The following is a 12,101-nucleotide window of genomic DNA, read 5'->3' on the forward strand; positions in this document are numbered from 1 at the left end:
CACCATAACCGCCTGCGGCTCGGCATCGACACCGTCAGTGCGGTGATGGAACGTCGCCAGGTCTCGCCCGTGGTGATGCGTTACGGCTTCTCGCTGGTGATGCTGATGAGCAAGCTCAAGAAGGACCCGGACATGCTGGACAAGCTGGGCGCGGGCCTGACCCGCATCCAGGGCCAGGCCGAGCACTTCGGGCCGACCCACGAGAACGTGATCGCAAGTCTGGGCGAGCTTTATCAGCAGACCCTCTCCACCTTCCGCTACCGGATCGTGGTGCAGGGCGACCCCGGCCTGCTGCAGCAACGCATGATGCCGGAACGCATCCGCTGCGCCCTGCTGGCAGGCGTGCGCTTCGCCCTGCTGTGGGACCAGCAGGGTGGCCGTCGCTGGAAGCTGGTCTTCCAGCGCAGCGCGCTCAAGAAGTCATTGCAGCAGCTGGGCTGAGCCCGCCTCCGCGCTCGCGCCAGCGCGTCACCTGACGCCACCAGATTCACCCCCGAATTCGCTTCAACAACGCTGGAGCCCATCAACCGGGCTCCGAGACACTTGAACCGGCAGCGCGATATGTCCTGCCACCATCGGAAGATTCTCATCATGCAGCTGTCCGCCCTCACCGCCCTGTCTCCCGTCGATGGCCGCTATGGCGCCAAGACCGAGGCCCTGCGCGAGCACTTCAGTGAATTCGGCCTGATCCGTGCCCGCGTCATCGTCGAGGTGCGCTGGTTGCAACGCCTGGCCGCCCACGCCGAGATCGCTGAAGTGCCGGCCTTCTCCGCGGATGCCAACGCCGTGCTGGATAGCATCGTCAGTGAGTTCAGTGTCGAGGATGCCCAGCGCATCAAGGACATCGAACGCACCACCAACCACGACGTGAAGGCGGTCGAGTACTTCCTGAAGGAAAAGGTCGAGAGCAACGCCGAACTCAACGCCGTCACCGAGTTCATCCACTTCGCCTGCACCAGTGAAGACATCAACAACCTGTCTCACGCCCTGATGCTGCGTGGTGGCCTGGACAACGTGCTGCTGCCGCAGATGCGTGAAGTGACCGAAGCGATCGTCGCGCTGGCCCACCAGCACGCCGAACAGCCGATGCTGTCGCGCACCCATGGCCAGACTGCCAGCCCGACCACCCTCGGCAAGGAAATGGCCAACGTCGCCGCGCGCCTGCGTCGTCAGCTGGCGCAGATCGAACGCATCGAGATGCTCGGCAAGATCAACGGTGCCGTGGGCAATTACAACGCCCACCTGACCACCTACCCGGCCATCGACTGGGCGGCCAACGCCGAAACCTTCGTCGAGAGCCTCGGGCTGACCTTCAACCCGTACACCACCCAGATCGAGCCGCACGACTACATCGCCGAGCTGTTCGATGCCATCTGCCGCTTCAACACCATCCTGATCGACTTCGATCGTGACGTCTGGGGCTACATCTCGCTGGGTTACTTCAAGCAGCGTACCGTGGCCGGCGAGATCGGCTCCTCCACCATGCCGCACAAGGTCAACCCGATCGACTTCGAGAACTCCGAAGGCAATCTGGGCATCGCCAACGCCGTGCTGGGCCATCTGGCACAGAAGCTGCCGATCTCCCGCTGGCAGCGTGACCTGACCGACTCCACCGTGCTGCGCAACCTGGGCACCGGCCTGGCGCAGGGTCTGATCGCCTATCAGGCGACCCTGAAAGGCATCAGCAAGCTGGAAGCCAACCCGGAGCGTCTGAACGCCGATCTGGACAACAGCTGGGAAGTGCTGGCCGAGCCGATCCAGACCGTCATGCGTCGTTACGGCATCGAGAAGCCCTACGAGAAGCTCAAGGAGCTGACCCGTGGCAAGCGTATCGACCAGGCCGGTTTCGCCGCCTTCATCGAGACGCTGGAACTGCCGGAAGACGTCAAGACCGAGCTGAAGGCACTGAGCCCGGCCAGCTACATCGGCAACGCCATTGCACAGGCCAAGGCGCTCTAAGCGGCGCAGGTCACTGCAAGTCTGATGACGCCGGGGCCTCTGCTCCGGCGTCATGCATTGCGTATTAGACAGCATGCAGCACGCTGCACATTGAATGACACTGGATTCACGACCACTGACGCTCTCCGTCAGTGGGCACGACATGCCACGCTCTCAAGGCTCGGCATGGAACGCATCGCCGTCTGCCATCCGGCAACACGGCTTCAACGACGTCATCGCGAGACCGCCGCCACCTGACAGGCTGCCGTTCGCGTTCGAGAGGTTCTGCATGAGCACATCCCCCGCCCCCCGCGACACCGACACGCCTCTGGCACTGTTGGGCGGCCTGAGCATCCGCGAATTCCTGCGCGATTACTGGCAGCAGAAGCCGCTGCTGATCCGCGGGGCCTTCGCAGACTTCGAGACGCCGCTGGAAGCCGATGAACTGGCCGGTCTGGCCTGTGAAGATGGCATCGAAGCCCGTCTGGTCGAGGAAAACGGCCCGGACAAGGCCTGGCAGGTCAGCCACGGCCCCTTCGATGAAGCGACCTTCGCGCGTCTCGACGCCAAGGACGACAGCCAGTGGAGCCTGCTGGTACAGGCGGTGGACCATTACGTCCCCGACGTCGCCGCGCTGTTCGAGCCCTTCACCTTCCTGCCGCGCTGGCGCCTCGATGACATCATGATCAGCTACGCGCCGACCGGCGGCAGCGTCGGCCCGCACCTGGACAACTACGATGTCTTCCTGCTGCAGGCCCAGGGCCAGCGTCATTGGCAGCTGGGCGGCATGCACGGTGACGACGCCGAGATCATCGATGGCATCGACCTGCGCATCCTCAAGCACTTCGAGGTCACTCCGGGCGAGGACTGGGTACTGGAACCCGGCGACATGCTCTACGTGCCGCCGCGCCTGGCACACCACGGCGTCAGCCAGTCCGATGACTGCATGACCATCTCCGTCGGCTTCCGTGCGCCTTCCGCCGATGAAGTCGTCACCTCCTACGCCGACTATCTGGGTGCCAGCCTGCCGGAATCGCTGCGCTACCGTGACCAGGGCATGGCACCGGTCGCCAATGCCGGTGAGCTGGACGACGCCTCGCTCGAGCGTGTGCGTGAATTGCTGCTCAGCACGCTGGACAACCCGACCCAGCTGGCGCAGTGGTTCGGTCGCTACATGACCCAGCCCAAGTATCTGGAGCAGCTCGCCGCCCGCGAACCGGCCCTCAAGACGCATGAGCTGGTCGAGTATCTGGAAGATGAAGGCGTACTGGTGCGCTCCCTGGGCTCACGCTTCGCCTTCCGTCACGGCGAGAATGGCACCAGCACGCTGTTCGTCGATGGCGATGGCATCCTGGCCCCTCAGCCGCTGGCGGAAGCGCTGGCCTCCGATCAGCGCCTTACCGCGGTGTTGCTTGACTACACCACGGCAGACCTTGATCGCAGTGCCGTGGTCAGCCTGCTGACGGCGCTGATCAACCGCGGCAGCCTGATACTGGAATGTGACCTTCAGGACGAAGAGGACGATGAAGAATGAGTGACGCCATGATCAGCCTGGAACGGGGCGATTGGCAGACGTTGGGCAACGAGGCCAGCGAGATCCGCCGCGTCGTGTTCATCGAAGAGCAGCAGGTACCGCAGGAGGAAGAGTGGGACGGGCGCGATGACGCCTGCGAACACTTCCTCGTGCATCTGGATGGCCGCACCGTCGGCACGGCCCGTCTGTTGCCGGACGGCCATGTCGGCCGTGTCGCCATCCTCTCCGAAGCGCGCGGACTGGGGCTTGGCCAACGCCTGATGGAAGCGGTCATCGATGCTGCGCGCCAGGCTGGTCATGCTGAAGTGCTACTGGATGCTCAGACCCATGCGCTGGAATTCTATCAACGCCTCGGCTTCACGGCTTACGGCGACGAGTTTCTCGATGCCGGCATACCGCACCGCAGCATGCGCTTGATTCTGAACTGAATTTTAGCGTCTGCCTTACAAAAACCGGCCCCATTTGGGGCCGGTTTTTTTGTGCCTTGAATGTTCTTGTAGTCTGGCTACAACCCGCTCCTTGACCAAGTCATCATTCCCCAAGGCCCATGAATACTGACATCATGACGTCATTGAGAAATATTAAAACGACTGTTTGCCAGCAAGAATTCCACAACGTTGAAACTGGTATAAAACGATCGTTTTAATGCGACCAAGGAATGAAAGACAGCACTCAATTTCGGAGCGATGCTAGAGATCAGGTCATTTACGCTGCACTGCGACATGACACGCTGCCCGATCCGGCACCGCCTTCAGGAGATTCGCCCATGCTCACCTCAGACTCACGAACGCAGACCACCCTGATGGGCGGTAGAGGTGACCAGGTACTCGGGCAGCCTGAGGATGCCGCTCTGGCCGAGCAATGGCACAACGCCGAGATCCGCACGCGGATTCTCAAGCTGGCACGTCCCCTCAAGGACCTCCTGCCACCGCAGACAGCGGAGTCGGTAGCGGCACAGGCGCAGACGATCTGTCATCTGAGTCGCGACCAGCGCTGGCAACTTCCTGGCGAGCAGTGGCAACTGCGCTCACAGGGCAGCGGCTGGCAGCTGAAGTGCAATGGGCAGCTGAAGTGCAGTGTGCAGCCGGCAATAGCTGGCGAGACGCAGGACGCGCCTGACCAGCTGGCGCTTGCCGGCCTCACCGATGACGTGACGGGGATGCAGCTGGGCAACCGCCCGCTCCCCCGGGCCCTCTGGACCCTGGCCGCCGCGCGGCATCGCGGCGAACGTCATTCGGTGCTGGCCATTGCCCAGATCAGCAGCGTGCGCGAAGCGCTGTGCTGGGGAGAGCTGATCTCACGGCTGCGTGCGCCGGACGGCAGGCCGCCGCGCATCGCCCTCACCCTCAGCCACTGCACGTTACCCACGCTGGAAGCCAGCCTGTACTTCCTGATGCCCTGGTTGGACAGCATCACGCTGACAGCGGCACCCGGCCTGGAAACTGCCTGCCTTGGCGTGATCAAGGCTCGCTTCAGACTTGCTGAGCCAGTGGAGCTCGACAACGCCACCGACGACGCCTTCTGCCGCACGGCGTGACTCCACTGGTAACGCCTGAAAGATCAATAACAACAACAAACTGTCATGCAGCAACTCAAGATGCAGAGCACCGACACTCCCATTTCACGCGTCGCTCTCGCGTCGACCGCCAGACGATAGACAAGCGAACAGACACAAGACACGGACAACACGCCAGGGGCTGAGCCCCGACGACGAAGCCATCAGGAGATGCCACCATGAGTCACACACGTGCCGATCAGATTGCCGCGCTCGAGAAGGACTGGGCCGAGAATCCGCGCTGGAAAGGGGTCACTCGCCCCTATTCCGCCGAGGATGTGGTGCGCCTGCGCGGCTCCGTTCCGGAAGCCAATACCCTGGCGACCCGCGGTGCCGAGAAGCTCTGGAAACTGGTCAATGGTGATGCCAAGAAGGGCTACGTCAACTGTCTGGGTGCCCTGACCGGTGGCCAGGCCATGCAACAGGTGAAGGCCGGTATCGAGGCCATCTACCTGTCCGGTTGGCAGGTCGCTGCCGACAACAACACCAGTGAAGCCATGTACCCGGATCAGTCGCTCTATCCGGTGGATTCCGTGCCGACCGTGGTCAAGCGCATCAACAACACCTTCCGCCGCGCCGACCAGATCCAGTGGCAGAAAGGGGCCAACCCGGGCGATGCCGGCTTCATCGATTACTTCGCGCCTATCGTGGCGGATGCCGAGGCCGGTTTCGGTGGCGTGCTCAACGGCTACGAGCTGATGACCGCCATGATCCGTGCGGGTGCCTCCGGCGTGCACTTCGAGGACCAGCTGGCCTCGGTCAAGAAGTGTGGCCACATGGGCGGCAAGGTACTGGTGCCGACTCAGGAAGCGGTGCAGAAGCTGGTGGCCGCTCGCTTGGCCGCTGACGTGGCGGGTGTCCCGACCCTGGTCATCGCGCGTACCGATGCCAATGCCGCCGACCTGATCACCTCCGATGTCGACGACTACGACAAGCCGTTCCTGACAGGTGAGCGCTCCGACGAAGGCTTCTATCGTGTCAATGCCGGTCTGGATCAAGCCATTGCCCGCGGCCTGGCCTACGCGCCCTACTCCGACCTGATCTGGTGTGAAACCGCCAAGCCGGACCTCGAGGAGGCGCGCCGCTTCGCCGAAGCGATCAAGAAGGAATACCCGGACCAGCTGCTGGCCTACAACTGCTCGCCTTCCTTCAACTGGAAGAAGAACCTCGACGACGCCACCATCGCCAAGTTCCAGCAGGAACTGTCGGACATGGGCTACAAGTACCAGTTCATCACCCTGGCCGGTATCCACAACATGTGGTTCAACATGTTCGATCTTGCCTACGACTATGCGCAGGGCGAAGGCATGAAGCACTATGTCGAGAAGGTGCAGGAAGCCGAATTCGCCGCAGCCGAGAAGGGCTACACCTTCGTGGCGCACCAGCAGGAAGTCGGCACCGGTTACTTCGATGACATGACCAACGTCATTCAGGGCGGCAATTCCTCCGTCACCGCGCTGACGGGCTCCACGGAAGAAGACCAGTTCTAGGCCGCTGACATCGCGGCATGGCACCTCGCAATGGCAGGATTGCGCGAGGTGCCACCCGCAGACTGACCGAAGCCCGCTCACGCGGGCTTTTTCGTGCTTTACGCCTTGAATGCCCGCCGCGAATGTCCACCATCAGCAACGAACGCCCCTGCGCTGACATTCACGCGGCATGGCTCAAGAAGAAGTGCTCACGCGGAAGTGCTTGCGTGGCAGCACTCATGCACCGGTACTCACGTGGCCGAAACTCACGTGGTAGCACTCACGCGACCGGGAAGTGCAGAAGTTGCGTCACCTCAGCGTTTCAGGTCGGGAACCCGTCATGGTCGACGTGGTCTATAATGTTAAGAAACAGTGTTCTCGCACGCCCGTCGTGACAAGAACCTGCTGGCGGCCCAAGGAAGTGATCGCCTACCTGAGCCTTGCTCTCTCAGCACTCAGCATTCTCCATCACAACCTCAAGCTGCACCGCATCATGCGAGGAGACACACCATGACACTCTCACTGACTGACAAACGATCGACTGGCGCACGCCGCTGGCTGCCCGTGATCGCACTCGGCGTGCTGACGCTTGGCGGCTGCGCGAACAGCGACATCTACTCCGGCAACGTCTACACCGGCGATCAGGCCAAGCGCGCACAGTCCGTCAGCTACGGCACCATCACCTCGCTGCGCCCGGTGCAGATCCAGGCACAGGATGAAGGCAGCGGCGTGCTCGGTGGCCTGGGTGGCGCGGTCGTCGGCGGCCTGCTCGGCAGCCAGATCGGCGGCGGCTCCGGTCGTGCGATCGCCACCGCCGCGGGTGCCATCGGCGGTAGCGTGGCCGGCAAGTCGATCGCTGACAATGTCGACCAGATCAACGCCTACGAGATTGAAGTCCGCCGCGATGCCGGCGACAGCCTCATCGTCGTCCAGAAAGCCGATACCGCCTTCTCGGTTGGCCAACGTGTCCGCCTGGTCGGCTACGGCGCCAACCTGAGCGTCGCGCCTTACTGAGTCTCTCGACGGCTGACGCTCCCTTGCCGGGGCGCCAGCCGCTTTGTTTCTGCGCCCTTCAGCGGCGCCTGTCGCATCCCTGCGCGGGAAACGCCGCCACGCTCTCCCCCATCTCGCCTGGCTCACGCATCCCCGCCTCTCTCGCCTCTCTCACACCTCTCGCGCTCCTGCATCTCCCACACGCCCCCCTCGCTTCGCATCCCCTCCCTCGATCTCGCACAGGCACGGCTCGCCGCAGTGGGGATATGCAGATTGCCTATTGATTAACAGGCTATGAAATCGGGATTTTTTGTGCAAAGTTATACGCCTGCAGCCTAACTTGACTCTGTACACAACTACCCGTCCCAGGAGTTGCGATGCGTCCCGTCACTGCCCATCCGCCAGGTTTTCGCCCAGGCACCCGCAAGCTGTCTTGTGTCACGTCATCTTCAAGAAACGCTCCCCGCGCTTACCCCAGTCCAGTCAATGACAGCCCCGGCGGTACCGCCGCCTCAAGCCTCGCCCCACAGATGGCGCCGGCCTTCTCGACCCGGCGCCTGGGCATGGCATTGATCATGCTGGGCGCGGTGGCATTGGCCCCCATGGTGGAGGCAGCCGAGGACGAGGGTGGCGTGCTGTCATTGAAGGTCGAGAACGACATTCTCACCTCCGGCGATGATGGCCATTACACCAACGGCTTTGCGCTGAGCTACACCTTCAAGACACCAGAGCAGCACTGGTCACGCTCATTCGCGGACTGGGTGCCGGGCTTCAGCGCGGCGCGACTGGACGCCACGGCCTACCGCTTCGGGCAGCAGATCTATACCCCCAATGACATCAAGCGAGAGCAACCGGATCAGGATGACCGCCCCTACGCGGGCTACCTGTTCGGTGGCGTCTCGCTGTTCGCCGGTGAAGAGGGAGATGACTGGCGACGGGTGGATACCTTCAATCTGGATCTCGGCATCGTCGGCCCGGCCTCGGGCGCCAAGGATGCTCAGAAGGCGGTACACAAGCTGACCGGCAGTGATGAGCCGGAGGGTTGGGATCACCAGCTGCACAACGAGCCGGTGATCAGCACCGGCTGGCAGACGCAGCTATGGCTGCCGGCCAGGGCCGCGGGGCTGGAGGTGGAGTACGGCCCCTCGGCTTCCGTGGCGCTGGGCAATCTCTACACCTATGCGGGCGTCGGTGGCGGGGTACGCATCGGCCAGGGGCTGACCCGCAGCTACGGGATACCGACAGTGGCGCCGGCCCAGGGCGGCCGTCAGTACTTCCATCCCGACGGTGACTTCGCCTGGTACCTGTTCGCCAATATCGAGGGCCGCGCGATGGCCTACAACATGCTGCTGGATGGCAATGGCTTCGAGGACAGCGCCTCGGTGGACCGTCGCCCACTGGTCGGCGACCTGCAGCTGGGCTTCGCGCTCAGCTGGCAACGCTGGCAGCTGGCGTTCGTCAACGTGTGGCGCACCCACGAATTCGAGACGCAGCAGGAGAGCGATCAATTCGGCTCGCTGACGCTCTCGACCTGGCTATGACTCGGCACTCAGCTGCAGGCAGCACTGACAAGACGTGATGGATGAGCAGAAACAGAAAGGCCGGGCAGATAGCCCGGCCTTTCTGTCTGCGGGAAACGTCATGCTTCCCGGAAGGTTGCTGCTGGTTGAATCAGTGCATCTTGACCTTGCTCATGCCCCAGCAGATCAGCTTGCCGCCGATCAGAACGATCAGCGCCAGCACGATCAATGCCATCAGCATGGAGACGGGATTGACGATGAAGGTCGCACCCAGAATACCCAGGGCCACGCCCCAGACGTAGCGGTCACCGCTATCGATGCTCAGAGCCTCCGGCAGGACACGCTTGACGGTGGCACCCAGCGAGCCTTCCCAGCGGTTCAAGCACAGCATGAAGATCGCAGCGAAGCTCACCAGCCAGATCAATGTCACGGTCATCGAAATTCTCTCCTGAAAAATAGGGTCGCATGGCGCCTGAGTTGTCATTTCCCGTCAGGCGACGGGACAGAGTGTGCAGAGCGAGGCCACCTCGGGCCGCGCGTCAGAATCCGCAATATCCGAGTAGGCAGAGTAACCAGACCCTGTGGCCCTCGCAAGCCATCGCCCCAACCTTGTCTGGCCGCCAGCAGCAAGGCCGCTGTGCGCTGACAGGGCAACCCCGCCAGACACCTGATAATCCAACCGTTTTGCCCCTTTCTTCACCGATGACGTCGGGGGTGAGAAAAAACCCTGCCTCAGGGTTGAAATGCACGCCTGCGAGCGTCACCTATACTTTCAAGACAAGGTAACGTGCGCTGGATTGCCTCTCTGGCAATGTCATCAGCGGGCCAGGAGCCACGTGATACGCGGCTTTTTTCCAGTTTCCCCCCTGACAGTCACCTCAGGGGCACGTTACCATTGACGTTCATATACCTATCGAAAGGCTCTCATCATGCAAATCGCCCAGAATGCCGTCGTATCCTTCCACTACACCCTGACCAACAACGAAGGGGAAGTGCTGGATAGCTCCGAAGGTCGCGAGCCGCTGGCCTACATCCACGGCGCTGGCAACATCGTCCCGGGCCTCGAGAAGGAACTCGACGGCAAGACTTCCGGCGACGAGCTGAAAGTTGCCGTCTCTCCGGAAGAAGGTTACGGCGAAGTCCAGGAAGCCCTGGTCCAGGAAGTGCCGCGTGAAGCCTTCCAGGGTGTCGAAGACATCGAAGCTGGCATGCAGTTCCAGGCACAGACCCAGGGCGGCCCGCTGATGGTCACCGTCACCAAGGTCGAAGGCGACACTGTCACTGTCGATGGCAACCACCCGCTGGCCGGCGAAACCCTGAACTTCGACGTGCAGATCACCAACGTGCGTGAAGCTTCTGCTGAAGAGCTGGAACACGGCCACGTTCACGGCGAAGGCGGCGTGGAGCACTAAGCTCCGCCTCTTCCCTCATCTGAGGCATCGCCCCGGATGAGCGCCTCCCACTCTGTGGGAGGCCGGAACCGAAAGCCCCGCGACTGAGTCATCAGTCGCGGGGCTTTTTCGTGTCTGGCTTCGTGTCGGCCTGACTGGCTTGGCGCGCTTGTCAGCCCATTACACCCAGCTCTCGACCTAGGCTCCCGGATCAGGCACCGCAGCTGGGCGGCGTGGCATCGCTGGAAAGGCTCAGACCACGAAACAGCGCCGTGGCATCACCGCCGGCATTGTCACCGTCAGCCATCAGCGCCAGTCCGGCAATCTCGCTCGGCTTGCTGCCAAACAGTGACGCGTAATCAGCCCGCAGATCACGCACCTCCGCCACCCACTGCCCCACCTTCTCGTCGCCGGATTCAACGGCCAGCAGCACGGCGCGATCCGTGAAGGCGTTGTCCCAGTGGCTGCCTTGCGCTTCGCTGCTGGACCAGACGTAATTGATGGCCTCGACCTGCCACGGCAGGATGCCAGTCTTGTTGACCACATAGAGGCGTGCCGGATAGTCATCGCCGCCCTTGGTCTTCTCGTTCACGCCCGGGTAGATGCCATCCACCTGCCAGCACCATTTCAGATAGGGCGTCTCTTCCAGCGAGATATCCTGCTCCAGATAGCGCGCGGACGCCTGGCCCAGGGCGCGCGCCTCGAGCGCAGGCCTGCCGTCGCGCTCCACCACGCGATAGGCCGTCTGGCCCTCGAAGGTCTTCTCGCCCCAGGCAAGGATCTGCGCAGGCGAGAAGGACTTGTCAGCCGCGTGGGCCACCGAGGGCAGTAGCGCCGCCAGCAGGCCGCTGGAGGCGACTGCCGCGAACAGGGGCAGGAATGACGGCAACTGACGGGAAGCAATCTTCATTGGCAGGACTCCGAGGCGCCTGAGCAAGGCAAGTGAGCAAGGCGAGTGAGAAAGGTAACGAGCCGTATCATCAGCAAGGCCAGGTTCACAGCGCATCAACTCTGGTCGGTGCTGTGATGCTCATCCTGGGCTCGCAAGGTGACATACCCTCCCCATACGCGCGTCAGCGTGGTCAGGATGCATGCCGCGGCGAATATCCACGCCAACCACGCGAAATGCTGTGGCATCAGGCAAGCCAGTACGAAGAAGGCGATGGTCTCGGTGCCCTCGGTCAGGCCATCCAGATAATAGAAGGCCTTGCGCGTGAAATTGGGCCGCTCCAGCTGATGCTTGGCCGCCATGATGGCAAAGGCCAGAAAGCTCGAGCCCGTGCCGACGAAGGCGAACAGCAATGCCACCGCCGCCATCGCATTGGCACCAGGGTCTGCCAGTGCGAAACCCACCACCACCGCGGCGTAGAACAGGAAATCAAGACAGATATCCAGAAAGCCACCGGCATCGGAGCTCAGGCCGGCATGCCGCGCCAGCGCGCCATCCAGCCCGTCCACCACCCGATTGATCAGGATCGCGACCAGCGCGAACCCGAAATGCCCATAAGCCAGCAACGGCAACGCCAGCATGCCGATGGCGAAGCCCGCGAGGGTCAACTGATCCGGATGCAGACCGCGCGCCGCCGCACTTTTCGCAAGACGTTTCAGAGGCGGCTGTACCCAGCGTGAGGTCCACTTGTCCAGCATGTTGCATCTACTCCCATGAAGTCGTTGAGGTCATCGTCATTCCGGCACCTGACA

Annotated in this window: 13 protein-coding genes; 10 read left to right on the forward strand and 3 right to left on the reverse strand. The window is 62.5% G+C overall.

The genetic code is table 11. The annotated features are described in order from the left end of the window. The 9 genes from QD280_RS12975 to QD280_RS13015 all read left to right on the forward strand — a co-directional run. The coding region (locus QD280_RS12975) for a DUF489 family protein (RefSeq protein ID WP_279839558.1) at positions 1–441 on the forward strand (441 nt) is incomplete at its 5' end. A 150-nt stretch (positions 442–591) separates the two neighbouring features. Then, on the forward strand, positions 592–1,959 hold the full coding sequence (gene purB, locus QD280_RS12980) for an adenylosuccinate lyase (protein ID WP_107336139.1): 1,368 nt from the start codon (positions 592–594) through the stop codon (positions 1,957–1,959). Positions 1,960–2,227: 268 nt separating this feature from the next. Beyond that, on the forward strand, positions 2,228–3,472 hold the full coding sequence (locus tag QD280_RS12985; RefSeq protein WP_054555618.1) for a cupin domain-containing protein: 1,245 nt from the start codon (positions 2,228–2,230) through the stop codon (positions 3,470–3,472). Continuing rightward, a complete protein-coding gene (locus tag QD280_RS12990) occupies positions 3,469–3,900 on the forward strand; it encodes a GNAT family N-acetyltransferase (RefSeq protein WP_279839560.1) in 432 nt (143 codons plus the stop codon). The genes QD280_RS12985 and QD280_RS12990 overlap by 4 nt, the downstream gene beginning before the upstream one ends. Before the next feature lie 338 nt (positions 3,901–4,238). Continuing rightward, entirely contained in the window at positions 4,239–5,009 is a 771-nt protein-coding gene (locus QD280_RS12995; protein WP_279839561.1) for a hypothetical protein, read from the forward strand. Between the two features lie 197 nt (positions 5,010–5,206). After that, the gene (aceA, locus tag QD280_RS13000) at positions 5,207–6,517 is read left to right on the forward strand and encodes an isocitrate lyase (RefSeq protein WP_279839562.1); all 1,311 of its coding nucleotides are present in this window, start codon (positions 5,207–5,209) and stop codon (positions 6,515–6,517) included. Between the two features lie 319 nt (positions 6,518–6,836). Next, positions 6,837–7,010: a hypothetical protein gene (locus tag QD280_RS13005; RefSeq protein WP_153636430.1), complete on the forward strand. Its 174-nt coding sequence runs from the start codon at positions 6,837–6,839 to the stop codon at positions 7,008–7,010. Next, positions 7,007–7,510, forward strand: coding sequence for a glycine zipper 2TM domain-containing protein (locus QD280_RS13010; protein WP_279839563.1), 504 nt, complete (start codon positions 7,007–7,009; stop codon positions 7,508–7,510). The genes QD280_RS13005 and QD280_RS13010 overlap by 4 nt, the downstream gene beginning before the upstream one ends. A gap of 542 nt (positions 7,511–8,052) precedes the next feature. Further along, positions 8,053–9,030, forward strand: coding sequence for a lipid A deacylase LpxR family protein (locus QD280_RS13015; protein WP_107336769.1), 978 nt, complete (start codon positions 8,053–8,055; stop codon positions 9,028–9,030). A gap of 130 nt (positions 9,031–9,160) precedes the next feature. Here QD280_RS13015 and QD280_RS13020 read toward each other — a convergent pair whose 3' ends face one another. Then, positions 9,161–9,445: a hypothetical protein gene (locus tag QD280_RS13020; protein WP_043333859.1), complete on the reverse strand. Its 285-nt coding sequence runs from the start codon at positions 9,443–9,445 to the stop codon at positions 9,161–9,163. Between the two features lie 493 nt (positions 9,446–9,938). On the opposite strand from QD280_RS13020, the gene QD280_RS13025 reads away from it, so the two are divergent. Beyond that, positions 9,939–10,421, forward strand: coding sequence for a peptidylprolyl isomerase (locus QD280_RS13025; protein ID WP_043333860.1), 483 nt, complete (start codon positions 9,939–9,941; stop codon positions 10,419–10,421). 190 nt (positions 10,422–10,611) lie between these two features. Here the strand turns inward: QD280_RS13025 and QD280_RS13030 are convergent, their stop codons facing one another. Further along, complete coding sequence (locus tag QD280_RS13030; RefSeq protein ID WP_279839564.1) at positions 10,612–11,310, reverse strand: DUF3047 domain-containing protein; 699 nt, start codon at positions 11,308–11,310, stop codon at positions 10,612–10,614. 95 nt (positions 11,311–11,405) lie between these two features. Next, on the reverse strand, positions 11,406–12,047 hold the full coding sequence (locus tag QD280_RS13035; RefSeq protein WP_192837458.1) for a CDP-alcohol phosphatidyltransferase family protein: 642 nt from the start codon (positions 12,045–12,047) through the stop codon (positions 11,406–11,408). Positions 12,048–12,101 lie beyond the last annotated feature (54 nt).

The sequence above is a fragment of the Cobetia sp. 1AS1 genome (genome assembly GCF_029846435.1).
Lineage (GTDB): Bacteria > Pseudomonadota > Gammaproteobacteria > Pseudomonadales > Halomonadaceae > Cobetia > Cobetia amphilecti.

What these genes read in the sequence shown, in the direction of transcription:
- purB (WP_107336139.1), top strand. Translation starts at nt 592, where the DNA reads ATGCAGCTGTCCGCCCTCACCGCCCTGTCTCCCGTCGATGGCCGCTAT.
- QD280_RS12985 (WP_054555618.1), top strand. Translation starts at nt 2,228, where the DNA reads ATGAGCACATCCCCCGCCCCCCGCGACACCGACACGCCTCTGGCACTG.
- QD280_RS12990 (WP_279839560.1), top strand. Translation starts at nt 3,469, where the DNA reads ATGAGTGACGCCATGATCAGCCTGGAACGGGGCGATTGGCAGACGTTG.
- QD280_RS12995 (WP_279839561.1), top strand. Translation starts at nt 4,239, where the DNA reads ATGCTCACCTCAGACTCACGAACGCAGACCACCCTGATGGGCGGTAGA.
- aceA (WP_279839562.1), top strand. Translation starts at nt 5,207, where the DNA reads ATGAGTCACACACGTGCCGATCAGATTGCCGCGCTCGAGAAGGACTGG.
- QD280_RS13005 (WP_153636430.1), top strand. Translation starts at nt 6,837, where the DNA reads ATGGTCGACGTGGTCTATAATGTTAAGAAACAGTGTTCTCGCACGCCC.
- QD280_RS13010 (WP_279839563.1), top strand. Translation starts at nt 7,007, where the DNA reads ATGACACTCTCACTGACTGACAAACGATCGACTGGCGCACGCCGCTGG.
- QD280_RS13015 (WP_107336769.1), top strand. Translation starts at nt 8,053, where the DNA reads ATGGCATTGATCATGCTGGGCGCGGTGGCATTGGCCCCCATGGTGGAG.
- QD280_RS13020 (WP_043333859.1), bottom strand. Translation starts at nt 9,445, where the DNA reads ATGACCGTGACATTGATCTGGCTGGTGAGCTTCGCTGCGATCTTCATG.
- QD280_RS13025 (WP_043333860.1), top strand. Translation starts at nt 9,939, where the DNA reads ATGCAAATCGCCCAGAATGCCGTCGTATCCTTCCACTACACCCTGACC.
- QD280_RS13030 (WP_279839564.1), bottom strand. Translation starts at nt 11,310, where the DNA reads ATGAAGATTGCTTCCCGTCAGTTGCCGTCATTCCTGCCCCTGTTCGCG.
- QD280_RS13035 (WP_192837458.1), bottom strand. Translation starts at nt 12,047, where the DNA reads ATGCTGGACAAGTGGACCTCACGCTGGGTACAGCCGCCTCTGAAACGT.